A 22,697-nucleotide genomic window follows, 5' to 3' on the forward strand; every position below is an offset into this window, starting at 1 on the left:
GGCCGCCGCGGCGCGCGTGCGGCCCGCGCTGGAGCGCGACCTGGCGGCGGCCTCGCTGCGCTTCGGCGCGCCGGTGTTCCTGCGCATCTTCAAGGCAGAGAAGGAGCTGGAGGTCTGGGTGGACGACGGCCGCCGCTTCCGCCTGTTCCGCACGTATCCGATCTGCACCTGGTCGGGCACGCTGGGGCCGAAGCTGCGCCAGGGTGACGGCCAGTCGCCGGAAGGTTTCTACCGCGTCGGCCGCGGCCAGCTCAATCCGCGCAGCCAGTACCACCTGTCCTTCAACCTGGGCTATCCCAATGCCTACGACCGCGCACACCGGCGCACCGGCGACTTCCTGATGGTGCACGGCAGCTGCGTGTCCATCGGCTGTTATGCGATGGGCGATGCCGGCATCGAGGAGATCTACACGCTGCTGGCGGCGGCGCTGGCCGGCGGCCAGGCGCAGGCCGAAGTGCATGCGTTTCCGTTCCGCTTCGACCAGCGCGCCGAAAGCACCTGGGATGCGACGCCGTGGGCGGACTTCTGGCGCAACCTGCGCGAAGGCCATGATGCGTTCCAGCGCAGCGGCCGGCCGCCGCGCATCGGCGTGGCCCAGCGCCGCTACACCGTGGCCGAGATGCCCGCGCCGGCCCGCTGAAGCGGCACCGGCGCGGCCAGGATCACTTCGGGCGGAAAGCCGTCTGCAGCGCACCGGCCTCGAAGCCGCCCGGCGCGATGCCGTCCACCGCGTAGCGATAGACCGCCGCCGAGTAGATGCCGGTCAGCGCGGCCTGCACCACCGCCATCAGCGCAATGGCCATCGCGGCCACCACCGCGACGATGATCGCCAGCGTGGCGCCACCGGTGAGGGCCGCGGCCACCACCAGGCCCACCGACACCAGCACCACCAGGGTGGTGAGCAAGCCGAACACCAGGCCGATGCCGACGTTGCCGGCCACGTTTTCGCCCCAGGTGCGCTTGAGCAACACGATGCTTTCCTTCACCGCATCCACCGGCCCGATGTCGCGCGAGACCAGGATCGGCACCACCAGGAAGCTGGCCAGGGTCCAGGCCATGCCGACCACGCTGGCGACGATCTTGCCCAGCATCGCCGAGCGCTCGCTGATCATCTGCAGCACCAAGCCTACGGTGGCGGCGATGGCGGCGTAGCCCAGGATGGCGCCGGCCTTGCTGCGCGCGATGCGCAGGCCGTCGGACACCGTGGGGTCGCCGCCGTCGAGCCGGATCATCGCCGCGCCCACCAGGGCGGTATTGAAGAAGAAGATGACGAAGTACTGGCACAGGTAGAACAGGAAGCCCACCACCGCGCCGACCACGCCGATCTGGCCGCCCTCGAACAGGCGCAGCCCCAGCACCGGCAGCAGGAAGGTGGCGCCCACCACCAGGGTGGCGAAGGCGGAGATGATCGGCAGCAGCAGCAGCTCCTTGTCCGAACGAAGCACCGCGGCGCTGGCTTTCACCAGGGTCCAGCTGCGCGAAATCCTGTCGAACATGGTCGTGCCCTCCGTGTAGATGGCCGCGATTATGGGTCAAGGCCCCCGGCGCGCAAGGCCGGAAGTCACCCCAGGCGAAGCTTGTCGACAGCCGGTGGCGACGAGGCGTCCCGATGGCGGGCCCAGCGCTGGGCCAGGGTGTCGCCGCCGCCGGGCAGGCGCAAGTCGGGGGCGATGTCGGCCAGCGGCTTGAGCACGAAGGCCTGGTCGAGTTCCGGGCGCGGCAGCTGCAGGTGGCCCGGCCCCTGCAGCACCAGGTCGTCGAACAGCACGATGTCGATGTCCAGCGTGCGGCTGGAATAGCGCGCCCCGCCGCGCTGGCGGCCGTGCAGGTCCTCGAGCGCGTGCAGCCAGGCGTCGAGCGCGTGCACGTCCAGGTCGCAGTCGATGCGGGCGGCGGCGTTGAGGAAGTCCGGGCCTTCGAAGCCCACGGCCGGCGTGCGGTACACCGGCGAGAAAACCACCTCGCCGAAGCGCGCGCGCAGGGCGACGGCCGCTTCGGCCAGGTGCCGCTCGGGATCCAGGTTGCTGCCCAGGCTGAGCCAGGCGGTGCTCATGCCGGGCGCGTGCGCTCGATGATCACGCCCACGGCCTTCGAGCCACGCACCGCACCGGGCTTGCTCAGCTTAAGGCGCACGTGCTGCACGCCGAACTCGCCGGTGATGATGCCGGCGCAGCGCTCGGCCAGGGTTTCGACCAGGCCGAACTCGGACTCGGACACGTACTGGATCAGGCGCTTGCTGACCGCCTTGTAGTCCAGCGTGTGCTGGATGTCGTCGGTGGCGGCGGGCACCGTGTTGTCGAACGCCATCTCGATGTCGAGCACCACGGGCTGGCGGATCTTGCGCTCCCAGTCGTAGATGCCGATCACGCACTCGATCTCGAGCGCTTCGATGAAAACCCTGTCCATGCGAACTCCGTGTCATACCGCCGGCAATGTTGCCATGTCCCAGCGTGGCGCCACGGTGACGGCGGCGTCGGCCTGCTGGCCGGCCTGCAGGCGCAGCGCGCCGGCGAAGGCGATCATGGCGCCGTTGTCGGTGCAGAACTCGGGTCGCGGGAAACAGGCGCGGCCGCCGCGCTTCGCCGCCAGCGCCTGCAGGCGCGCGCGCAGGCGCACGTTGGCGCCGACGCCGCCGGCCACCACCAGGGTGCGGGCACCGGTCTGGTCCAGGGCGCGGCCGCATTTGATGGCCAGGGTCTCGACCACCGCGTCCTCGAAGCCGCGGGCGATGTCGGCGCGGGTTTCCGGCGTCCGGTCCGACGCCTGCCAGGCCAGCAGCACCTGGGTCTTGAGCCCGGAGAAGCTGAAGTCCAGGCCCGGACGGTCGGTCATCGGCCGGGAGAAGGTGTAGCGGCCGGGCTGGCCGGCCTCGGCCAGGCGTGCCAGCTCGGGGCCGCCCGGATAGGCCAGGCCCATCATCTTCGCGGTCTTGTCGAAGGCTTCGCCGGCGGCGTCGTCCAGGGTTTCGCCCAGCAGGCGGTAGTCGCCGATCGCGGCCACTTCCACCAGCTGGGTGTGCCCACCCGAGACCAGCAGGGCCACGAAGGGCGGCGCCAGGCCCGGGTCCTCGAGCAGGGGCGCCAGCAGGTGGCCTTCCATGTGGTGCACGCCGATGGCCGGCAGGTCCAGGGCCCAGGCCAGGGCCCGGCCGGCCGCGGCGCCGACCATCAGGGCCCCGACCAGGCCGGGGCCGGCGGTGTAGGCCACGCCGTCCAGCTGGTCCTGGCGCAGGCCGGCCTCGGCCAGCACCTGGCGCACCAGGGGCAGCAGCTTGCGGACGTGGTCGCGGCTGGCCAGTTCGGGCACCACGCCGCCGTATTCGGCGTGCAGGGCGATCTGGGTGTACAGGGCGTGCGCCAGCAGGCCGCGGTCGGTGTCGTACACCGCCACGCCGGTCTCATCGCAGCTGGTTTCGATGCCCAGGACGCGCATGTGCTTGTTTTTATGGGCCGCCGGGCCGGATTCAAGGGAAAATCCGGGGTCAGGCTTGCCTGCGCCCCCGGGCCCCGCGTATCATACGCGGCTCGCCGGCCGTGCCGGGCGAAATCCACGTAATCCAGGAATTACACATGCCGTCTGTCAAAGTCCGCGAAAACGAGCCGTTTGAGTTTGCGCTGCGTCGCTTCAAGCGCACCTGCGAGAAGGCCGGCGTCCTCGCCGAGACCCGCAAGCGCGAGTTCTACGAGAAGCCGACCCAGGAGCGCAAGCGCAAGGCCGCCGCCGCGGTGAAGCGCCAGCTGCGCCGCAGCTCGCGCGACGTCACCAAGCGCCAGCGCCTGTACTGAGTCGCCGCGTTTCCCGGAAAGCCGGCACGCTCGCGCGTAGCCGGCTTTTCGTGTTTCTGGGCTCCCGCGTTTTACTGCGGCCCGCGCGCCCGGCCCGGCCCGGCCTGACCTGACCTGACCCGATGTTCCCACTCCCGGAGATCCCCATGAGCCTGAAAGCCAAGCTGACCGAAGACATGAAGAGCGCGATGAAGGCCGGCGAGAAGGATCGCCTGGGCGTCATCCGGCTGATCAATGCCGGCATCAAGCAGAAGGAAGTGGACGAGCGCGTCGAGATGACCGACCCGCTGGTGCTGGCCGTGATCGAGAAGATGGTCAAGCAGCGCAAGGATTCGATCAGCCAGTACGACGCCGCCGGCCGCGACGACCTCGCGTCCATCGAGCGCTACGAGCTGGGCATCCTGGAAACCTACCTGCCGGCGAAGATGGACGAGGCCGCGGTGCAGGCGGCGATCAATGCCGCGGTCGCCGAAACCGGCGCCGCCGGTCCGGCCGACATGGGCAAGCTGATGGCCGTGCTCAAGCCCAAGCTGGCGGGCCAGGCCGACATGGGCCTGGTGTCGCAGCTGGTGAAGAAGGCGCTGGCCGGCTGAGTCCCGCGGCCGGCCCCGCCCGCGCTTGCGGGTATGCTGGCCCGGCCCGCCCCCTGATGCGCGTCATGGACAGCCACAAGGACGCCAAGTACCACGACTCCATCGCACCCGAGTACGACCGGGTCGTGGTGGAGCCGCGCCAGGCCGCGCTGCATCGGCTGTTCGCGCCGGCGCTGCGCAGGCTGGGCGCACACGCGCCTTTCCCCGTGATGTTCGACCTGGGCTGCGGCACCGGGCACATGGTGCTGCGCGCCGGTGCGCTGGCGAAGCGCGTGGTCGGCGTGGACCACAGTGCGGGCATGCTGGCGATAGCGCGCGAGAAGGCCGCGGCCGCCGGACTGGCGCAGTCGGAGTTCGTGCAGCAGGACATTCCCGCCTTCCTGCAGGCGCATCCGCGCCAGGCCGACCTGATCACCGCGGTCGGCGTGCTGCACCATCTTGGCGAAGCCAGGCTTCCGGCCACGCTCGCCGCGATTCGTGATGCGCTGCGCCCCGGCGGCTGGCTGCTGCTGGCCGAACCCGTCGCCGACGGCGACATCCACGAACCCGATCCGATCCGCGCCTGGAACCGCCGCTCGCTGGCCGTCGGCCGCGACTACAGCGCGCCTGCGCCCGATCCGGACGAAGCCCCGCTGCCGCCCGCCCTGCTGCGCGAGGCGATACTGGGCGCCGGCCTGCAGATCGTTGACCAGCGCCGCGGCTGGGAAATCTACAACCACAGCGCCGAGCCCGGCCTGATCGAACGCCTGCGCATCGGCTGGCTGCAGCGCCGCTTCGGCGACAGCGGCTTCATCCAGGCCTGCCTGGCCCGCAAGCCGGCGGAAGGCTGAGCATGGCGCGCCTGCCCGACGCCTTCATCGACGACCTGCTGGCGCGCACCGACATCGTCGAGATCGTCGGCTCGCGGGTGCCGCTCAAGCGCCAGGGCCGCGAGTATTCGGCGCGCTGTCCCTTCCACGACGAGCGCTCGCCTTCGTTCACGGTGTCGCCGACCAAGCAGTTCTACCACTGCTTCGGCTGCGGCGCGCACGGCACCGCCATCAGCTTCCTGATGAATTACGACCGGCTCGAATTCCTCGATGCGGTCGAGGAGCTGGCCAAGCGCTGCGGCGTGGAAGTGCCGCGCGACACCCGCCAGCGCGAACAGAGCGGCGAGTCGCGCGACCTGTACCTGGCGCTTGAGGCCGCGTCGAAGTTCTTCGAGCAGCAGCTTCAGGGCAGCGCCAAGGCGCGCGAGTACCTGGACCGCCGCGGCGTGGACGCCGAAAACCGCGCGCGGTTCGGCATCGGCTACGCGCCCGACGGCTTCAACGCGCTCAAGGATGCGCTGGGCACCGACGAGCGCCGGCTGTCGCTGCTGGACAAGACCGGCATGCTGTCGAAGAACGACGCCGGCCGCGTGTACGACAAGTTCCGCGACCGGGTGATGTTCCCCATCCACGACCGGCGCGGGCGCGTGATCGCCTTCGGCGGCCGCGTGCTGGACAAGGACGACGGGCCCAAGTACCTCAACTCGCCCGAGACCGCCCTGTTCCACAAGGGCCGCGAACTCTACGGCCTGTGGCAGGTGCGGCAGGCGCACTCGAAGATCCCGCGGCTGATCGTGGTCGAGGGGTACATGGACGTGGTGGCGCTGTTCCAGTACGGCGTGAACACCGCAGTGGCCACGCTGGGCACCGCGACCACGCCCGACCACGCCGAGCTGCTGTTCCGCAATGCGGCCGACGTGTACTTCTGCTTCGATGGCGACCGCGCCGGCCGCGGCGCGGCGTGGAAGGCGCTGGAATCGGTGCTGCCGCGCATGCGCGACGGGCGCCAGGCGTTTTTCCTGTTCCTGCCCGAGGGCGAGGATCCGGATTCGATCGTGCGCAAGGAAGGCTCGGGCGGTTTCGACGCACGCCTGGCGCAGGCCACGCCGCTGTCGGAGTTCTTCTACAACGAGCTGTCCAAGGACGTGAACCTGGCCGGCATGGAAGGCAAGGCGCGGCTGGCCGAACGCGCCAAGCCGCTGCTGGGCGGCATCCCCGACGGCGCCTTCCGCGACCTGATGCAGCAGCGGCTGACCGAGCTGACCGGCGTGGGCCAGCGTGCGGCCGCGGCGCCGGTGGCCGCGCCCAATCCGTCGATGCGCGCGCGCGGCGGTGCGCCCGCGCCCAAGATCAGCCTGGTGCGTGCGGCGATCTCGCTGCTGCTGCAGCAGCCCGAGCTGGCGCATGCGATCGAGCCGCCGTATCTGTTCGGCATCCTGCGCCAGCCCGGCATTCCGCTGCTGATGGAGCTGATCGAACTCTCGCGCGAGCGGCCGGGCATCGGCACCGGTGCGATCCTGGAGCACTTCGCGGAACGCGAGGAAGGCGCGGCGCTGCAGAAGCTGGCCACGCAGGTCTTCCCCGGCGAGCCCGCGGCCTGGCGCGCCGAGTTCCTGGATGCGCTGGCCCAGCTGGACCGGCAGACGCGCCAGCAGCGTATCGAGGAGCTGCAGGCCCGCATCAACGAAGTCGGCATGTCCGGCCTGAGCGACGCCGAGAAGCTGGAGCTGCGCGAGCTGCACGCGGCGCCGCGCTGAGGGACCCTCGCGCCGGGCGACCCGATGCGTGTGAAGGCCCAGGGTTCGCCGGCCTGCGGGCCCCGTTCCGGCCGGCAGTGGCAGGGGGCCGATACCTGAAGGTACTCTGACCCCGGATTTCCGGGAGGGGTGGATGATGCTCAGGGTTTCGTGGGTCTTGTCGCTGGCGCTGTGTGCGCCGGCTTTTGCGGCCGAGCCTGGCGCGGTGGTGCGCGAGGAAGTCGGCAACCGTGTCAGCGAGAACGTGCCGGCGGTGCCGGCCGAACTGCTGGAGCGCCTGGAACGCTACCAGAACACGCGCGGCGCCTCGTTCGTGGGCTGGCTGCCCGAGGGCGGCCTGCTGGTCGGCACGCGCTTTGGCGAGACCAACCAGATCCACCGCGTGATGGCGCCGATGGGCATGCGCGAGCAGCTGACCTTCCAGCGCGAGCCGGTGGCCGGCGCCGTGGTGGCGCCGCCGGAAGCGCCGGCGCCGGGCTTCGTCTATGGCCGCGACGTGGGCGGCAACGAGTTCTGGCAGCTTTACTGGTTCGACCTCGAGACGCGCGCGTCCACCCTGCTCACCGACGGCAAGCGCAGCCAGAACAGCCGCGCGCTGTGGTCGCGCGATGGCGGCCAGCTGGCCTGGAACAGCACCGCCCGCAACGGCACCGACTACGACATCTGGGTGCGCACGCCCGACGGCAAGTCGCGCGCCGTGGTCACCGAGGGCGGCCAGTGGGTGCCGATGGACTTCTCGCCCGATGCCAGCCGCCTGCTGGTGATGAAGGTGGCCTCGATCAACGAGGCCTATCCGGGCGAAGTGGACCTGGCGACCGGCAAGCTGCGCATGTTCCCGGTGGATGGCGGCAAGGCGGCGTTCTCGGCCTTCAAGTACGCGCCCGACGGCAAGTCCGTGTACTACGTGTCCGACGAGCAGAGCCAGTTCCGCATGCTGCGTCGCCACGACCCTGCGGCCGGCGCGCCGCAGGTGGTCAGCAAGGACGTGCCCTGGGACGTGGATGCGCTGGAGTTCTCGCCCGACGGCAAGCACCTGGCCTACGTCAGCAACGAGGACGGCATCAGCAAGCTGCGCGTTGTGACCGTGGACGGCCACCGCGAAGTGCCGCTGCCGGCGCTGCCGATCGGCGTGATCGGCAACCTGGGCTTCTCGCCGGGCGGCAACCAGCTGGCGCTCACGCTCAACGGCGCCACCTCGCCCAGCGACGTGTACGTGGTGGACCTGGCCAAGGCCACGCTGACCCGCTGGACCGCCAGCGAAGTGGGCGGCCTGGACGCCAGCCGTTTCCGCGCGCCCACCCTGGTGCGCTATGAAACCTTCGACCAGGTGGACGGAAAGCCGCGCACCATCCCGGCCTTCTACTACAAGCCCGAGGGCGCGGGCCCGTTCCCGGTGGTGATCAACATCCACGGCGGCCCGGAGTCGCAGTCCTTCCCGACCTTCAATCCCAGCGTGCAGTTCATGCTCGACGAGCTGAAGGTGGCGGTGCTGGTGCCGAACGTGCGCGGTTCGTCGGGCTACGGCAAGGACTACCTGCAGCTGGACAACGGCATGCTGCGCGAGGATTCGGTGCGCGACATCGGCGCACTGCTGGACTGGATCGCGAAGCAGCCCGAGCTCGACAAGGACCGCGTGGGCGTGATGGGCGGCAGCTACGGCGGCTACATGGTGCTGGCCAGCATGGTGCACTACAACGACCGCATCCGCGCCGGCATCGACGTGGTGGGCATCTCCGACTTCGGCACCTTCCTGAAGAACACCGAGAGCTACCGCCGCGACCTGCGCCGGGCCGAATACGGCGACGAGCGCGTGCCCGAAATGGCCGCCTTCCATGCCCGCATCGCGCCGCTCAACAACGCCGGCCGCATCACCAAGCCGCTGTTCGTGGCCCAGGGCCTGAACGATCCGCGCGTGCCCTGGACCGAGGCGGAGCAGATCGTGAAGGCGGTGCGCGCCAACCAGGGCGACGTCTGGTACCTGCTGTTCAAGGACGAAGGCCACGGCTTCCGCAAGAAGACCAACACCGATTATTTCGGTGCGGCCAGCATGCTGTTCTGGCAGCAGCACCTGCTGGACGGCCGGCCCTGAGGCCGGCGCGGCGCCGGGCCCGGGCGGCCCGGCGCCGCCCCATCAGCGCCGGTTGGCGGCCATCAAGGCGCTGACCGACGGCCCCGGCATCGTGTTCCGGGGGCCCACCGCGTCGATCCAGAACTGCTCGACGGTCTGCTTGCGCAGGTCGAACAGCACCGGCACCTGCACCGTGCTGACCACGGCCACGCCATCGCGGCGGGCCGGTTCGAACTTCCAGCGCTTCACGGCGCGCAGCGCGTTGACGGCGTAGCGCTCGCCGATGTCGTTGTGCACCACTTCGGCGGGACCGGGGCGACCCTCGGCATCCACCTGGACTTCGACCACCACCCTGCCCGCCTGCTCGCGCTCGTAGAAGCGGTCCTTGGCGCGCATCGGCGGATTGGCCAGGTGCATCCGGGTCACACGGGGCGGCTCGAAGCGGGATGGCTCGACGGCGGTTGCGGTTGCGGTTGCGGCCGTGTCCGTGGCCGCGACCGACGAGACCTGGGCAGACGGCAGCGCGGCCGGCGCGGTCACGACCGAAGACGGCGAAGTGCCTACCCCCGCGGTCATCGCGGCAGGCGCGGTGGCCGCCGACGAGGCCCCGGCCGCAGGCTCGCTGGACGCCAGCGGGGCCGCCTGGTCGGGCATCGCGCGCAGCGGCACGTCGAAGCTCAATTCCCCCAGCGAGACATCGGACACCACCTGCACGGTGACGCCGTCGGGAGCATGCAGCGAGTGCGACGGCACCACGGCGCGGGCGGGCGCCAGCGCCGCCGGCAACACCAGCGTCTGCACCGGCTGCACCTGCCACATGGCGGCCGCCGCGGCGACGCTGGCCAGCAGGGCCACGCCCGCCCCGGCCATCAGCACCGTACCCGCCGGACGCGGCCGCTGCAGCATCGCGATGCGCCACTTCAGCGGATGCGCCGACTGCCAGTAGCAGCCCACCGGCAGGCCCAGTTCGGCCAGCTGGGTGTTGAGCAGGGCAGTGGCGTAGGCACGGCCGGCCCTGGGATGGTGGCGCAGCACTTCGGCGTCGCAGGCCAGCTCCTGGTCCACGCGCAGGCGGTTCACCGCCACGTGCACCAGCGGGTTGAACCAGAACACGCAGCGCAGCGCGCACAGCATCAGGTTCACCTGCAGGTCGCCGCGGCGCAGGTGCACGCGCTCGTGCGCCAGCACCAGATGGCGCTGCTGCTCGTCATAGCGCTGTTCGAAATCGGCGGGCAGCACGATGCGCGGGCGCAGCACGCCCACCACGGCCGGGCCGATGCGGCCGCTGCTGGCCAGCCAGCTGCCGTCGGCGCGCGGGCTCAGCCGCCCCAGGCGCTGGCGGAACTGCCGCTGCTGGTGCACGAGGCGCTCGAGCAGGGCCAGCGCGCCAATGAACCACAGCCCGACCAGCACCCTGGTCCAGCCGGGCCAAGGGCCCGACGAAGACGACGCCACCGGCGAGGCAAGCGATGCGGACGCCATCGATGGCGCGGCGATCGGGCGTTGGGAGATGTCGCGTTCGCTCACCCCCGCGCGGTCCGCGAAGGCCACGGCATCACCCGCCACGTTCGCGGCAACGCCGCCGCGCATGTCTTGTTCGACCACCTGCACCGGGCGCGGCAGGCTGGTCGCCAGCAGCGCCGCCGGCAGCAGCAGCCACAGCCAGAGCACACCGCCGGCGCCCAGCCAGCGACGCCACAGCGGACGCAGGGCCATGACCAGGGCAATGGCGACGCTGAGCGCGAGAGTGGAGCGCAGCAGCCAGTCGAACAGCTCAGCGGCCATGGTCGAAGTCCTCGATCAGCTTGCGCAGTTCGTCCACGTCGGCCTGGCTCAGGCGGCCCTGCTCGCTGAAGTGCGCCACCAGCGGCGCCACCCGGCCACCGAACACGCGGTCGACCATGCCCACGCTTTCTTCGGCCACCCAGTCGTTGCGGGCCAGCAGCGGGCGGTAACGGTAGCGGCGGCCTTCGCGCTCGGCCTCGATGGCGCCTTTGGTGAGCAGGCGGTTGATCAGCGTGCGCACCGTGGCTTCGGCCCAGGCATTGGGCGCGGCGACGGCGGCGATGAGGTCTTCGGCGGTGGCCTCGCCGGCCGCCCACAGGGCCTGCATGACCACGCTTTCCGCGTCGCTGATGGTGAGGCGTGCCATGCGGGGGCTCCAGGGCTCAGGCCGTGATGCCCGCTACTTTTACGCCCGTAATTGTTTCTGTCAAGCCGGGCGCGGGGACGCCGTTCAGCCAGGGATGAACTCGAGCATGCCTGCGGCCTGCACCGGCGGGGGCAGCAGCCAGTGGTCGGCCAGCAGGAAGGCGAACAGCGCCATCAGGTACACGATGGAATAGTTGAAGACCTTCATCGCGTACAGCTCGTTGGGCGGATCCAGCAGGCGCACCGCGTGGTAGAGGAACACCCCGCCCAGCACCAGCGCGCCGCCCAGGTAGAAGGGGCCGCTCATGTGGGTGGCATAGGGCAGCACCGAGACCAGCAGCAGCAGCACGGTGTAGAACAGGATCTGCCAGCGGGTATAGGTGACGCCGTAGACCACCGGCAGCATCGGGATCATGGCCTTGGCATAGTCGTCGCGGCGGAAGATCGCCAGCGCCCAGAAATGCGGCGGCGTCCACACGAAGATGATCAGCACCAGCAGCAGCGCATAGCCGTAGTTGAGCGGCTCACCGGCCAGGTCCATCGCGGCGGTGCCGGCGGGCCAGCCCTTGATCGCCGCCCAGCCCAGGCCCGGCGGCGCGGCGCCGGCCAGGCCGCCGATGACGATGTTCTGCGGCGTGGCGCGCTTGAGATACCCGGTGTAGATGATGGCGTAGCCGATCAGCGAGGCGAAGGTGAGTGCGGCGGTGAACGCATTCACGCGCCAGGCCAGCAGCACCATGGAGACCGCGCCCAGCACCACGGCAAACGCGAGCACCTGCCCGGGCCGCAGCGAGCCCGTGGCCAGCGGCCGGTGCTGGGTGCGCGCCATCAGCACGTCGATGCGCTGGTCGAGCAGGTGGTTGATGGCCGCGGCCGACGCGGCCGCCAGCCAGATGCCGAGCGCGCCGAGCACGATGCGCTCCCACGGCCAGGCCTGCCCGGGCTCGATCGCCAGGAACATGCCGATCACCGCGGTGAACACGATCAGCGCCACCACGCGCGGCTTGGTCAGCTCCCAGTAGGCCGCGAACGGAACGCTCATTCCGGCGCCCGCAGCCGCGCCAGCAGGCCCACCAGGGTGAACAGCAGCAGCGCCGCGCCGGCGTTGTGCGCCACCGCCACCCACAGCGGCAGGCCCAGCACCACGTTGCTGATGCCCAGCGCCACCTGCGTGGCCAGCAGCGCCAGCAGCACGCAGGCCCAGAACACCAGGCCCGGCGTGCGCAGCATGCGGATGCCCACCACCAGCAGGTGGCCGGTGACCAGCACCGCCATCAGGCGATGGCTGAGCTGGATGGCCACGCGCGCCGGACCATCGAGCACGCCGCCCTCGTAGTCCACGCCGATGCCGCGCCAGAGCACGAAGCCTTCGCGGAAATCATGCGCCGGCCACCACTGGCCCAGGCACTTGGGGAAATCGGTGCCGCAGGCCAGGGCCGCGTAGTTGGCGCTGGTCCAGCCGCCCAGCGCGATCTGCACCACCAGCAGGCCCAGGCCGATCCACAGCAGGCGGCGCAGGCGCGGCGCCTCGGCCTGCACCAGGGCGTGGCCGGGCGTGGTGCGCCAAGCCAGCCAGGTCAGCAGCGACAGCGTCAGCAGGCCGCCGAGCAGGTGCGCCATCACGATCACCGGCTTGACCAGCCAGATCACGGTCCACATGCCCAGCACGGCCTGGAACACGATCACCATCAGCACGATTGCGCTCAGCCGCGCCGAGTCGGCATTGGACCAGCGCAGGGCCTGCACCAGCAGGATCAGTTCGCCCAGCAGCACCAGGGCGATGGACGCCTGGTGGTTGGACGCCAGCACACCCTGCACCCCGGTGTAGAGCGGAATGGAAAGCGCCACCAGGCCCGAAGCCAGCAGCACGCTGCCGGGGCCGAAGGCGCGGCGGCGCGCGGCCAGCAGGGCCAGCGACAGCACCAGCAGGCCAAGCAGGGCGGCGATGTGGCGATGGAACTGTTCGCGCCAGGCCTTGCTGACTTCCACCTCGCGCTCGAACGAGGCATTGGCCGCGGCGATTTCGTGGTCCTGGGTCGGCCAGGCGGCCTTGCCGTAGCAGGTGGGCCAGTCCGGGCAGCTCAGGCCGGCGTTGGACAGGCGCACGAAGCCGCCGAACACGATGACGGCCAGGGCCAGCAGCACGGCGGCCCAGGCGAGGCGGTGGAAGTGGCGATGGGGACTGGCAGGGGCGATGTTCATGGGCGTCCTACTTCAACACACGTCCCAGGTCCTTGCGCAGTCCGGAAGGATTGAAGCCGGGCGGGTAGCGCAGGACGAGGTAACCATTGGCGTCGGCCAGGTAGACCGGCAGCGCGTCGGGCCGGGCCTGGTCGGGAAGTCTGGCCTGCAGCGCCTCGCTGGGCTGCATCGGCACCAGGCCACTGAAGGACGTGGCGCCGGACGGCAGCTCACCAAACCACAGCACCTTGAGCTTGTCGGCGTGGCGGCCTTCGGACACCCAGACGCGCTGCAGCGATTCGAGCAGTTCGGCGCAGGGCTTGCCGCAGTCCGCGGGCGGCGCCACCACGATGTGCCAGTGGCGCGAGGCGGGCTGCCAGGTCCAGGGCTGGCCGTCGGCGCGGACCAGGGGCAGCGCGCGCAGCTCCGGGTAGGGGCTGAGCATTTCGCCGATGTTGCGGGTATGGCTGGGCTTCCAGCCCCCGAAGAACAGGGCGGCGGCGACGCCGAAACTGCCGAGGAACATCACGGCGACCAGCAGCAGCACCAGGCGGGAACGGTTGGGATTGGGAGCGGTCATGGGCGTCGGCGCAAGTTGAGCACAAGGGTGATGACGAGGGTGGCGAGGGCGAGCCCGAACCACTGGATGGCGTAGCCGCGGTGTTTTTCCGGCGGCAGGGTGTTCGACAGCAGTTCCAGGTCGCGTTCGTGGCCGATCGGCAGCGCGGGATCCAGGCGCAGCACGCGCCCGGCCAGCGGACGCTGCCAGGCCGTCGCCAGTTCGACCGGCTCGACCCGCGTGGCCAGCCAGCGTTCGCCGTCGTCCTGCGCCACCTGGGCCGGGCCCAGGCGCAGGCCCACTGCAGGCGGCGGCACCAGCAATCCCGACACCGACTGCAGGCCGGAGGGGCATGGCGCCGCCGGCAATACGCGATCGCCCGGCAGCGGCAGCCAGCCCAGGTCGGCCAGCAGGCTCTCGCCCGCTTCGGACGCGAACACGCAGTACAGGCGCACGCCGACGCGATCACCGCGGCGCTGGTTGTCCAGCAACAGGCGCGGAGACGGCAGGAAACGGCCGCTGGCCTGCACCCGGTCGATGCCGCCTGCCCTGCCCTGGCCGCGCGCGATGGCCTGCGACAGCGCCACCGGCGGCGCCGACAGCGCGGCCGCCGCCTCGGCCAGCTGGTCGCGTTTCTGCTGCTCGCGGCCCAGTTGCCAGCGGCCCAGCAGCGAAAACCCGATCGCCAGGCACAGTGCAAGCACGGTGAGCACGATGCGGCGCTTCATGTCGCGGGCCTCCGACAGGCGGATAATGGGGACACCCCATCACGCCAGGCCGACGCCGTGCAGAAGCTGCTCATCATCGCTTTCCTGATCCTGATCCTGTGGAACCTGGGCGCCGGCCTGTATTACATGATGGTGGACAAGGGCAAGACCGACCGCACGGTGAAATCGCTGAGCTGGCGCATCGGCCTGTCGGTGGCCCTGATCCTGCTGGTGATCGCCGGCATCTTCACCGGCGTGATCAAGCCGCACGGCATCGGCGGCTGAGAAAACGAAGGGCCGGCGCGAGGCCGGCCCTTCCGAGACTCACGTGCCGGGGGTCAGAGCACGTAGACGAACAGGAACAGGCCCAGCCAGACCACGTCCACGAAGTGCCAGTACCAGGCCACGGCCTCGAAGGCGAAGTGGTGGTCCTTGCTGAAATGCCCCTTCAGGCAGCGCAGCCAGATGATGGCCAGCATCAGCGTGCCCAGGAACACGTGCATGCCGTGGAAGCCGGTGAGCATGAAGAAGGTGGAGCCGTAGATGCCCGAACCCAGCGTGAGGTTGAGGTCGCGGTAGGCGTGGATGTATTCCTCGGCCTGGTAGAACAGGAAGACCGAACCCAGCAGCACGGTGGCGCCCAGCCACACCAGCAGCGAACGGCGGTGGCCGGCCTTGAGCGCGTGGTGGGCGATGGTGATGGTGACGCCCGACGCCAGCAGGATCAGGGTGTTGATCAGCGGCAGGCCCCAGGCGGGGATGGTCTGGAAGCTGCCACCGATCTCGGACGGGCCGTTGGTGGGCCAGCCGGCGCTGTAGCCGGACCACAGGTACTGGTTGGTCAGCGCGCCGTCGCCTTCGCCCGACAGCCACGGCAGCGCGAACTGGCGGGCATAGAACAGGGCGCCGAAGAAGGCCGCGAAGAACATCACTTCCGAGAAGATGAACCACATCATGCCCATGCGGAACGAGGTGTCGACCTTCTCGTTGTACTTGCCGGCCAGGGACTCGGAGATGACGTTGCCGAACCAGCCGAACAGCACCGACAGCGTGGCAATCAGGCCGATGTAGAACACCGGCTGGCCCCAGGCGTTGCCGTTGAGCCAGTTGGACACGCCCACCATGGTGGTGAACAGCGTGATCGAGCCGACGAAGGGCCAGGGGCTGTGGTGCGGGACGTAATAAACGTTCGGATCGTCGTGGGTCTGTGCCATGGGGTTCCCCGGTATTCCTGGAAGGCCTGCGGTCAGGGCGCGGAACGGGCGGTGGCCACGGGGGCCGGGGCCGCCACGATACGGGCCGTGGCCGTGTCGTTGCTGAAGAAAGTATAGGACAGCGTGATCGTGCTGATGTGCGCCGGCAGGTCGGGATCGACGATGAAGCGCACCGGCATCAGCCGCTCCTCGCCCGACAGCAGCAGCTGCTCGGTGAAGCAGAAGCACTCGGTCTTGTTGAAGAAGGTGGACGCGGTGGACGGCGCCACCGAGGGCGCGGCGTTGCCGACGATGGCGTGGTCGGAGGTGTTGCGGGCGATGTAGTTGGCCTCGTACATGCGGCCCGGCGTGACCTTCATCGACAGCTGCTGGGGCTTGAAGGCCCACGGCAGCTTGGAGTTCACGGTGCCGTCGAACTCCACCGTGACCACGCGCGACTCGTCCACCACCAGGCCGGCCACGTGCTGCTCGCCGGCCGGGCCTTCCTCGAGCTTGATGCCGAACACCTTCTCGCAGGCGATGTAGTACAGCGGCACCAGCGCGAAGGTGCCCACGAAGGACATCACCGACACCACCACGATGGTGCGCAGGCTGGACTTGACCGAGGGCTTGGCGGCGGTCACGGCAGCATCACCGACAGCAGGAACACCACGTAGACGCCCACCGCAACCAGCCCGATGCCCCAGGCCGTGCGGCGGATGCCGCGGCGGCGGGTGTCGGGGGTGGGCAGCTTGGCGTCGGAAGGCTTCATGTCGGGATCGCGACGGCGCGGGCGCCGTCGCCGGGCCTCAGTGGGTGATGTCGCCGTGGGCCAGGTCGCCGTCGCGGATCACCGGCGGCAGGGTGAAGGTGTGGTGCGGGGCCGGCGAAGGCACCGTCCACTCCAGGCCCTTGGCGCCTTCCCACGAACGCGCCGCGGCCTTGACGCCGCCACGGGCGCAGGACCAGACGATGTAGGCGAACAGCAGCTGGCTCAGGCCGAAGCCGAAGCCGCCGATGGTGGACCACATGTTGAAGTCGGCGAAGGCCATGTTGTAGTCGGGCACGCGGCGCTGCATGCCGGCCAGGCCCAGGAAGTGCTGCGGGAAGAACAGCAGGTTCACGAAGATCGTGGACAGCCAGAAGTGCCACTTGCCCAGGGTCTCGTTGTACATGTGGCCGGTCCACTTGGGCAGCCAGTAGTACACGCCGGCCATGATGCCGTAGACCGCGCCGGTGACCAGCACGTAGTGGAAATGCGCCACCACGAAGTAGGTGTCGTGGTACTGGAAGTCGGCCGGGACGATGGCCAGCATCAGGCCCGAGAAGCCGCCGATGGTGAACATGATCACGAAGCCGATGGCGAACAGCATCGGGGTCTCGAAGCTGATCGAGCCGCGCCACATGGTGGTGGCCCAGTTGAACACCTTCACGCCGGTGGGGATGGCGATGAGCATGGTGGCGTACATGAAGTACAGCTCGCCACCCAGCGGCATGCCCACGGTGAACATGTGGTGGGCCCAGACGATGAAGGACAGGAAGGCGATGGACGCGGTGGCGTACACCATGGCCTGGTAACCGAACAGCGGCTTGCGGGCGAAGGTCGGGATGATCTCCGACACGATGCCGAAGGCCGGCAGGATCATGATGTAGACCTCGGGGTGACCGAAGAACCAGAAGATGTGCTGGAACATCACCGGGTCGCCGCCGCCGGCCGCGTTGAAGAAGCTGGTGGCGAAGAACTTGTCGGTCAGCAGCATCGTCACCGCGCCCGCCAGCACCGGCATCACCGCGATCAGCAGGAAGGCGGTGATCAGCCAGGTCCACACGAACACCGGCATCTTCAGCAGGTCCACGCCCGGGGCGCGCATGTTGAGGATGGTGGCGATGATGTTGATGGCGCCCATGATGGAGCTGATGCCCATCAGGTGGATGGCGAAGATGGTGAAGGCCGTGCTGTTGCCGCCCTGCAGCGACAGCGGCGGGTACAGGGTCCAGCCGCCGGCGGGCGCGCCGCCGCCGATGCCGAAGAAGTACAGGACCAGCGGCAGCAGCAGCAGGGTGAAGGCGAACGGCATGATCCAGAAGGACCAGTTGTTCATGCGCGGCAGCGCCATGTCGGGCGCGCCGATCATCAGCGGGATCATCCAGTTGGCCAGGCCCACGAACGCGGGCATGACGGCGCCGAAGATCATCACCAGCGCATGCATGGTGGTCATCTGGTTGAAGAACTCGGGCTCGACCAGCTGCAGGCCGGGCTGGAAGAGTTCGGCGCGGATGACCAGGGCCATCGAGCCGCCGATGAAGAACATCACCAGCGAGAACACCAGGTACAGGGTGCCGATGTCCTTGTGGTTGGTCGAGTAGAACCAACGCTGGAAGAAGCCCTGCTTGTGCTCGTGGTGGTGGTCGTCGTGCGCCGCGGCGGTGCCGTTGGCGTCGTGGGCCGTGTAGTTGGTAGCCATTAGGTCAGCCTCTGGGATTCGGATCAGCCTTCGCCGCCCGCTTTCGCGGGAACGACGGAGGTGGCGGCGATGCGGTCGGCCTCGGCGAGGTCGCCGGCCTTCTGGGCGGTGAGCCAGGCTTCGTACTCGGCGCGCGGCACGGCCTTGACCACGATCGGCATGAAGCCGTGGTCCTTGCCGCACAGCTCGGCGCAGACGCCGCGGTAGGTGCCCGGGGTGCGGATCTCGGTCCAGGCGTCGTTGATCACGCCCGGGATCGCGTCCTGCTTCCAGCCCAGGGCCGGAACCCACCAGGCGTGGATGACGTCGTCGGAGGTGATGACGAAGCGGATCTTGGTCTCGGTGGGCAGCACCAGCACGCGGTCCACGTCACGCAGGTAGTGCGGGTTGGCCTCGGCGGTGGGGGTCTCGCCGCTCTGGCGGATGCGGTCGGACTCGCGGTCGAGGCGGCTGATGAAGTTCACGTCCTCGCCGACGATCTCGTAGCGCCACATCCACTGGTAGCCGGTGACCTTGACGGTCATGTCCGAGCCCTTGGTGTCGTACTGCTCCATCAGGCGGGCGGTGGCCGGCACGGCCATGATGACCAGGATGAGCACCGGCACCACGGTCCAGATGATCTCGAGCTTGGTGGAGTGGGTGAAGTCCACGTCCGGCTTGGCGCCCTTGGAGTGGCGGAACTTGTACATCGAGTAGCCCATGGCGCCGAACACCACGAGGCCGATGGCCACGCAGATCCAGAGCATCAGCATGTGCATGTCGTAGGCGTTTTCCGCGGTGCGGGTGACGCCCTCGGGCATGTTCAGCTGCCAGCGCACCGGCTCGCTGTCGGCCCAGGCCGAAGCGCTGGCCGTCGCGGCCAGCAGGCCGGCGGCGACCCTGGCGACCATGGCGTTTGCTTTCATCGCTGCATTCATCCGAACTTACCCCAACGTGTGGTCTTGGTCCCCGCCCCGCGCCGCCCGGGGGGCGGATGCAAAGCCGGCAATCCTGGCGTCCCGGGACGCGCCGGCCGCGGACGCGGGAGCGTCTGCAGCCTGGCGGTTCCGGCGTGATGGAAGGGTCGCGCCGACGCGGCGCGGTCCGGCTTCCCGATAACTGCCGAATTTTACCGGCCCGTGCGAGGAGCCGGCAAGCCAAATCGCCGGGCCGTCGGCGGGATTCGTGAAGGCGGGGCGCTTTCCCGCCCTCGCCGGGGGCACTAGAATCCGCGTTCTCGCGCGTCCCCGCGCCGTCCCCACCAGGACCCCCGTGACCCCGATCCTGAGTCCCGAACTCCCCGGCGCGCCGTCCGAGCTGCGCGCCCGGATCACCGCCGCCTTCCACCGTGACGAGGCCGGGCACCTGGCCGAGCTGCTGGACCAGGCCCGCCTGCCCGAGGCCGAACAGGCCCAGGTGCAGGCCGCCGCGGTGGCCCTGGTCGAACGCACCCGCGTGCGCGCCGCCGACCCGGGCATGGTCGAGGCCTTCATGCGCCAGTACGACCTGTCCAGCGAGGAAGGCGTGCTGCTGATGTGCGTGGCCGAGGCCCTGCTGCGCATTCCTGATCGCGCCACCGCCGACAAGCTGATCCGCGACAAGCTGGGCGATGCCGATTGGGACCGGCACATGGGCCAGTCCAATTCGGTGCTGGTCAATGCCTCCACCTGGGGCCTGATGCTGACCGGCCGCATGGTCAACCTGGCCGACGAGACCCGCCGCAACGCCATCGGCGCCTTCCGCCGGCTGGTGGGCCGGGCCGGCGAGCCGGCCATCCGCCTGGCCGTGCGCCAGGCGATGCGGATCATGGGCCACCAGTTCGTGATGGGCCGCACCATTGCCGAGGCGCTGGAGCGCAGCCGCAAGGGTGAACAGGCCAAGTACCTGTATTCGTTCGACATGTTGGGCGAGGCGGCGTTCACCCAGGCCGACGCGGACCGCTATTTCGCGGCCTACCGCGACGCGATCGGCGCGATCGGCGCGGGTGGCCCCTACCCCGACGTGCTCAATGCGCCGTCCATCTCGGTGAAACTGTCGGCCCTGCACCCGCGCTACGAGCTGGCCAAGCGCGCCCGCGTGCATGCCGAGCTGACCCCGCGGGTGCTGGAGCTGGCGAAGCTGGCCAAGGCCCAGGGCATCGGTTTCACCATCGACGCCGAGGAGTCCGAGCGGCTGGAGCTGAGCCTGGACGTGATCGCAGGCGCCTTCACCAACCCGGCCCTGGACGGCTGGGAGGGTTATGGCCTGGCCGTGCAGGCCTACCAGAAGCGCGCGCCCTACGTCATCGACTACCTGGCCGACCTGGCCCGCAAGACCGGCCGGCGCATGCCGATGCGCCTGGTCAAGGGCGCCTACTGGGACAGCGAGATCAAGAAGGCCCAGGCCGAGGGCTACGCCGGCTACCCGGTGTTCACCCGCAAGGCCAATACCGACGTGAGCTACCTGGCCTGCGCGCGGCGCATGCTGGCGGCGTCGGATGCGGTCTACCCAATGTTCGCCACCCACAACGCGCAGACCATCGCGGCCATCCGCCACTACGCGCAGGGCAAGCGCTACGAGTACCAGAAGCTGCACGGCATGGGCGACGACCTCTATGCCGAGGTGATTCCGGCCGACCGGTTCAACGTGCCCTGCCGCGTGTATGCGCCGGTGGGTTCGCACGAAGACCTCTTGCCCTACCTGGTGCGGCGCCTGCTCGAGAACGGCGCCAACTCCAGCTTCGTCAACCGCATCACCGACGAGTCGCTGCCGGCGGCCGAGCTGGTCGCCGATCCGGTGGCGATGGTCTCGGCCTATGCCAGCAAGCCACACACCCGCATCCCCCAGCCCGTCGACCTGTTCCGGTTCGCGGGCGAAGCAAGGAACAACTCCATGGGCGCCAACCTTTCCAACGACGACACGCTGGCCGCGCTGGCCACTTCGATCAATGCCGCGGTGAAGACCTGGGAGGCCCGGCCGCTGGTGCCCGGCGCGTCCGTGTCCGGTGCCGCGGTGTCGGTCACCAATCCGGCCGACCGGCGCGAGCGCATCGGGCAGTGGCTGGGCGCGGATTCGGCCGCCGTCGAGAAGGCGCTGGCCAATGCGGTGGCGGCGCAGGACGGCTGGGACCGGCTGCCGGCGGCGAGCCGCGCGCGCATCCTGGAGCATGCGGCCGACCAGCTGGAAGCGCGCATGCCCGAGTTCATCGCGCTGTGCGTGAAGGAAGCGGGCAAGTCGCTGTCGGCCTCGGTGGCCGAGGTGCGCGAGGCGGTGGACTTCCTGCGCTACTACGCGATGCAGGCGCGCAAGCTGTTCGGCGCGCCGGAGAAGTTGCCGGGGCCGACCGGCGAGTCGAACGAGCTGTGGCTGCACGGGCGCGGTGTGTTCGTGTGCATCTCGCCGTGGAATTTCCCGCTGGCCATTTACCTGGGCCAGGTGGCGGCGGCACTGGCGGCCGGCAACTCGGTGATCGCCAAGCCGGCCGAGCAGACCACGCTGACGGCCTTCGTGGCCACGCAGCTGCTGCACGAGGCCGGCGTGCCGGCGGACGTGCTGCAGTTCCTGCCGGGTGACGGCGCCACGGTGGGCGCGGCGCTGACGCGCGATCCGCGCGTGGCCGGCGTGTGCTTCACCGGTTCGACCGATACCGCGTGGGCGATCAACCGGTCGCTGGCGGCGCGCAATGCCTCGATCGCGGCGCTGATCGCCGAGACCGGCGGGCAGAATGCGCTGATCGCGGATTCCTCGGCGCTGCCCGAGCAGCTGGTGAAGGATGCGATGGCCTCGGCCTTCGATTCGGCCGGGCAGCGGTGTTCGGCGGCGCGGGTGCTGTTCGTGCAGGCCGATATCGCCGACAAGGTGATCCACATGCTGGCCGGCGCGATGGACGAGCTGGTGGTGGGCGATCCGGCGCTGCTGTCCACCGACGTGGGGCCGGTGATCGACGAGGATGCGCGGCGGATCCTGGTGGAGCATGCCGAGCGCATGGGCCGCGAAGCGAAGTTGATCAAGGCGGTGCCGCTGCCGGCGTCGGCGGCGCATGGCAGCTACTTCGCGCCGCATGCTTACGAGCTGTCGTCGCTGTCGCAGCTGACGCGCGAGGTGTTCGGGCCGGTGCTGCACGTGGTGCGTTTCGACGGCGACAAGCTCGACCAGGTGCTGGCCGACATCAACGCCACCGGCTACGGGCTGACGCTGGGCATCCACTCGCGCATCGACTCGACCATCGACAAGATCTCGCGCACGGTGAAGGTGGGCAACTGCTACGTGAACCGCAACCAGATCGGCGCCGTGGTGGGCGTGCAGCCCTTCGGCGGCGAAGGCCTCTCCGGCACCGGCCCGAAAGCCGGCGGCCCGCACTATCTTCTGCGCTTCGCCTCCGAACGCACCCTGACCGTCAACACCACCGCCGCCGGCGGCAACGCCTCCCTCCTCACCCTCGACGACTGAGTGAAAACATACCAGGTATGTT

Annotated in this window: 23 protein-coding genes; 8 read left to right on the plus strand and 15 right to left on the minus strand. The window is 69.6% G+C overall.

The genetic code is table 11. The features are described 5' to 3' along the window. Positions 1 to 640 (plus strand): L,D-transpeptidase family protein (locus ACOQFR_RS06385; protein ID WP_421379806.1); only part of this gene is annotated, 640 nt, incomplete at its 5' end. Positions 641 to 662: 22 nt separating this feature from the next. On the opposite strand, the gene ACOQFR_RS06390 is transcribed toward ACOQFR_RS06385, so the two are convergent. The 4 genes from ACOQFR_RS06390 to tsaD all read right to left on the minus strand — a co-directional run bounded on the left by ACOQFR_RS06390 (position 663) and on the right by tsaD (position 3,432). Beyond that, the gene (locus ACOQFR_RS06390) at positions 663 to 1,496 is read right to left on the minus strand and encodes a DUF6159 family protein (protein WP_421379808.1); all 834 of its coding nucleotides are present in this window, start codon (positions 1,494 to 1,496) and stop codon (positions 663 to 665) included. A gap of 65 nt (positions 1,497 to 1,561) precedes the next feature. Then, positions 1,562 to 2,053, minus strand: coding sequence for a 2-amino-4-hydroxy-6-hydroxymethyldihydropteridine diphosphokinase (gene folK / locus ACOQFR_RS06395; protein ID WP_421379810.1), 492 nt, complete (start codon positions 2,051 to 2,053; stop codon positions 1,562 to 1,564). Next, on the minus strand, positions 2,050 to 2,406 hold the full coding sequence (folB, locus tag ACOQFR_RS06400; protein WP_421379811.1) for a dihydroneopterin aldolase: 357 nt from the start codon (positions 2,404 to 2,406) through the stop codon (positions 2,050 to 2,052). The genes folK and folB overlap by 4 nt, the downstream gene beginning before the upstream one ends. Positions 2,407 to 2,418: 12 nt before the next feature. Then, the gene (gene tsaD, locus ACOQFR_RS06405) at positions 2,419 to 3,432 is read right to left on the minus strand and encodes a tRNA (adenosine(37)-N6)-threonylcarbamoyltransferase complex transferase subunit TsaD (RefSeq protein WP_421379813.1); all 1,014 of its coding nucleotides are present in this window, start codon (positions 3,430 to 3,432) and stop codon (positions 2,419 to 2,421) included. A gap of 137 nt (positions 3,433 to 3,569) precedes the next feature. On the opposite strand from tsaD, the gene rpsU reads away from it, so the two are divergent. The 5 genes from rpsU (at position 3,570) to ACOQFR_RS06430 (ending at position 9,033) form a co-directional block, all read left to right on the plus strand. Continuing rightward, positions 3,570 to 3,785: a 30S ribosomal protein S21 gene (gene rpsU, locus ACOQFR_RS06410; protein WP_002808376.1), complete on the plus strand. Its 216-nt coding sequence runs from the start codon at positions 3,570 to 3,572 to the stop codon at positions 3,783 to 3,785. 146 nt (positions 3,786 to 3,931) lie between these two features. Further along, a complete protein-coding gene (locus tag ACOQFR_RS06415) occupies positions 3,932 to 4,378 on the plus strand; it encodes a GatB/YqeY domain-containing protein (protein ID WP_421379816.1) in 447 nt (148 codons plus the stop codon). Between the two features lie 65 nt (positions 4,379 to 4,443). Further along, positions 4,444 to 5,208 (plus strand): class I SAM-dependent DNA methyltransferase, encoded by a 765-nt coding sequence (locus ACOQFR_RS06420; RefSeq protein WP_421379818.1) that lies wholly within the window; start codon positions 4,444 to 4,446, stop codon positions 5,206 to 5,208. Positions 5,209 to 5,210: 2 nt separating this feature from the next. Beyond that, entirely contained in the window at positions 5,211 to 6,944 is a 1,734-nt protein-coding gene (gene dnaG, locus ACOQFR_RS06425) for a DNA primase (protein ID WP_421379820.1), read from the plus strand. 136 nt (positions 6,945 to 7,080) lie between these two features. Then, a complete protein-coding gene (locus ACOQFR_RS06430; protein WP_421379822.1) occupies positions 7,081 to 9,033 on the plus strand; it encodes a prolyl oligopeptidase family serine peptidase in 1,953 nt (650 codons plus the stop codon). 42 nt (positions 9,034 to 9,075) lie between these two features. Here the strand turns inward: ACOQFR_RS06430 and ACOQFR_RS06435 are convergent, their stop codons facing one another. The 6 genes from ACOQFR_RS06435 to ACOQFR_RS06460 all read right to left on the minus strand — a co-directional run bounded on the left by ACOQFR_RS06435 (position 9,076) and on the right by ACOQFR_RS06460 (position 14,631). Next, entirely contained in the window at positions 9,076 to 10,797 is a 1,722-nt protein-coding gene (locus ACOQFR_RS06435; protein ID WP_421379824.1) for a TonB family protein, read from the minus strand. Next, positions 10,787 to 11,164: a BlaI/MecI/CopY family transcriptional regulator gene (locus tag ACOQFR_RS06440; RefSeq protein ID WP_421379826.1), complete on the minus strand. Its 378-nt coding sequence runs from the start codon at positions 11,162 to 11,164 to the stop codon at positions 10,787 to 10,789. Before ACOQFR_RS06440 ends, ACOQFR_RS06435 begins: the two co-directional genes overlap by 11 nt. Before the next feature lie 84 nt (positions 11,165 to 11,248). Then, positions 11,249 to 12,205 carry a heme o synthase gene (gene cyoE / locus ACOQFR_RS06445; protein ID WP_421379828.1) on the minus strand — a complete coding sequence of 319 codons (957 nt, stop codon included), beginning with the start codon at positions 12,203 to 12,205 and terminating at the stop codon, positions 11,249 to 11,251. Beyond that, a complete protein-coding gene (locus ACOQFR_RS06450; RefSeq protein WP_421379830.1) occupies positions 12,202 to 13,365 on the minus strand; it encodes a COX15/CtaA family protein in 1,164 nt (387 codons plus the stop codon). Before ACOQFR_RS06450 ends, cyoE begins: the two co-directional genes overlap by 4 nt. 7 nt (positions 13,366 to 13,372) lie before the next feature. Next, the gene (locus tag ACOQFR_RS06455; protein ID WP_421379833.1) at positions 13,373 to 13,924 is read right to left on the minus strand and encodes a hypothetical protein; all 552 of its coding nucleotides are present in this window, start codon (positions 13,922 to 13,924) and stop codon (positions 13,373 to 13,375) included. After that, on the minus strand, positions 13,921 to 14,631 hold the full coding sequence (locus tag ACOQFR_RS06460; RefSeq protein ID WP_421379835.1) for an SURF1 family protein: 711 nt from the start codon (positions 14,629 to 14,631) through the stop codon (positions 13,921 to 13,923). Before ACOQFR_RS06460 ends, ACOQFR_RS06455 begins: the two co-directional genes overlap by 4 nt. A gap of 57 nt (positions 14,632 to 14,688) precedes the next feature. Here ACOQFR_RS06460 and ACOQFR_RS06465 point away from each other — a divergent pair, with 57 nt between their 5' ends. Then, positions 14,689 to 14,895 carry a twin transmembrane helix small protein gene (locus ACOQFR_RS06465; protein ID WP_421379837.1) on the plus strand — a complete coding sequence of 69 codons (207 nt, stop codon included), beginning with the start codon at positions 14,689 to 14,691 and terminating at the stop codon, positions 14,893 to 14,895. Positions 14,896 to 14,948: 53 nt separating this feature from the next. Here ACOQFR_RS06465 and ACOQFR_RS06470 read toward each other — a convergent pair whose 3' ends face one another. From ACOQFR_RS06470 to coxB, 5 genes are read right to left on the minus strand one after another with little or no spacing between them, the layout of a single operon-like run. Beyond that, positions 14,949 to 15,824, minus strand: coding sequence for a cytochrome c oxidase subunit 3 (locus ACOQFR_RS06470; RefSeq protein ID WP_421379839.1), 876 nt, complete (start codon positions 15,822 to 15,824; stop codon positions 14,949 to 14,951). Between the two features lie 32 nt (positions 15,825 to 15,856). Further along, entirely contained in the window at positions 15,857 to 16,447 is a 591-nt protein-coding gene (locus tag ACOQFR_RS06475; RefSeq protein ID WP_421379841.1) for a cytochrome c oxidase assembly protein, read from the minus strand. Continuing rightward, the gene (locus ACOQFR_RS06480) at positions 16,444 to 16,575 is read right to left on the minus strand and encodes a hypothetical protein (RefSeq protein ID WP_421379844.1); all 132 of its coding nucleotides are present in this window, start codon (positions 16,573 to 16,575) and stop codon (positions 16,444 to 16,446) included. The genes ACOQFR_RS06475 and ACOQFR_RS06480 overlap by 4 nt, the downstream gene beginning before the upstream one ends. A gap of 37 nt (positions 16,576 to 16,612) precedes the next feature. Next, positions 16,613 to 18,268 (minus strand): cytochrome c oxidase subunit I, encoded by a 1,656-nt coding sequence (gene ctaD / locus ACOQFR_RS06485; RefSeq protein ID WP_421379847.1) that lies wholly within the window; start codon positions 18,266 to 18,268, stop codon positions 16,613 to 16,615. A 23-nt stretch (positions 18,269 to 18,291) separates the two neighbouring features. Further along, positions 18,292 to 19,173, minus strand: coding sequence for a cytochrome c oxidase subunit II (coxB, locus tag ACOQFR_RS06490; RefSeq protein ID WP_421379849.1), 882 nt, complete (start codon positions 19,171 to 19,173; stop codon positions 18,292 to 18,294). 346 nt (positions 19,174 to 19,519) lie between these two features. On the opposite strand from coxB, the gene putA reads away from it, so the two are divergent. Further along, positions 19,520 to 22,675 (plus strand): bifunctional proline dehydrogenase/L-glutamate gamma-semialdehyde dehydrogenase PutA, encoded by a 3,156-nt coding sequence (gene putA, locus ACOQFR_RS06495; RefSeq protein WP_421379851.1) that lies wholly within the window; start codon positions 19,520 to 19,522, stop codon positions 22,673 to 22,675. Positions 22,676 to 22,697 lie beyond the last annotated feature (22 nt).

It is taken from the genome of Arenimonas sp. MALMAid1274 (genome assembly GCF_049195245.1).
GTDB lineage: Bacteria > Pseudomonadota > Gammaproteobacteria > Xanthomonadales > Xanthomonadaceae > Arenimonas.

Bases quoted from the DNA above. Each gene is read 5' to 3' on its own strand.
- ACOQFR_RS06390 (WP_421379808.1), bottom strand. From the start codon at position 1,496: ATGTTCGACAGGATTTCGCGCAGCTGGACCCTGGTGAAAGCCAGCGCC.
- folK (WP_421379810.1), bottom strand. From the start codon at position 2,053: ATGAGCACCGCCTGGCTCAGCCTGGGCAGCAACCTGGATCCCGAGCGG.
- folB (WP_421379811.1), bottom strand. From the start codon at position 2,406: ATGGACAGGGTTTTCATCGAAGCGCTCGAGATCGAGTGCGTGATCGGC.
- tsaD (WP_421379813.1), bottom strand. From the start codon at position 3,432: ATGCGCGTCCTGGGCATCGAAACCAGCTGCGATGAGACCGGCGTGGCG.
- rpsU (WP_002808376.1), top strand. From the start codon at position 3,570: ATGCCGTCTGTCAAAGTCCGCGAAAACGAGCCGTTTGAGTTTGCGCTG.
- ACOQFR_RS06415 (WP_421379816.1), top strand. From the start codon at position 3,932: ATGAGCCTGAAAGCCAAGCTGACCGAAGACATGAAGAGCGCGATGAAG.
- ACOQFR_RS06420 (WP_421379818.1), top strand. From the start codon at position 4,444: ATGGACAGCCACAAGGACGCCAAGTACCACGACTCCATCGCACCCGAG.
- dnaG (WP_421379820.1), top strand. From the start codon at position 5,211: ATGGCGCGCCTGCCCGACGCCTTCATCGACGACCTGCTGGCGCGCACC.
- ACOQFR_RS06430 (WP_421379822.1), top strand. From the start codon at position 7,081: ATGCTCAGGGTTTCGTGGGTCTTGTCGCTGGCGCTGTGTGCGCCGGCT.
- ACOQFR_RS06435 (WP_421379824.1), bottom strand. From the start codon at position 10,797: ATGGCCGCTGAGCTGTTCGACTGGCTGCTGCGCTCCACTCTCGCGCTC.
- ACOQFR_RS06440 (WP_421379826.1), bottom strand. From the start codon at position 11,164: ATGGCACGCCTCACCATCAGCGACGCGGAAAGCGTGGTCATGCAGGCC.
- cyoE (WP_421379828.1), bottom strand. From the start codon at position 12,205: ATGAGCGTTCCGTTCGCGGCCTACTGGGAGCTGACCAAGCCGCGCGTG.
- ACOQFR_RS06450 (WP_421379830.1), bottom strand. From the start codon at position 13,365: ATGAACATCGCCCCTGCCAGTCCCCATCGCCACTTCCACCGCCTCGCC.
- ACOQFR_RS06455 (WP_421379833.1), bottom strand. From the start codon at position 13,924: ATGACCGCTCCCAATCCCAACCGTTCCCGCCTGGTGCTGCTGCTGGTC.
- ACOQFR_RS06460 (WP_421379835.1), bottom strand. From the start codon at position 14,631: ATGAAGCGCCGCATCGTGCTCACCGTGCTTGCACTGTGCCTGGCGATC.
- ACOQFR_RS06470 (WP_421379839.1), bottom strand. From the start codon at position 15,824: ATGGCACAGACCCACGACGATCCGAACGTTTATTACGTCCCGCACCAC.
- ACOQFR_RS06480 (WP_421379844.1), bottom strand. From the start codon at position 16,575: ATGAAGCCTTCCGACGCCAAGCTGCCCACCCCCGACACCCGCCGCCGC.
- ctaD (WP_421379847.1), bottom strand. From the start codon at position 18,268: ATGGCTACCAACTACACGGCCCACGACGCCAACGGCACCGCCGCGGCG.
- coxB (WP_421379849.1), bottom strand. From the start codon at position 19,173: ATGAAAGCAAACGCCATGGTCGCCAGGGTCGCCGCCGGCCTGCTGGCC.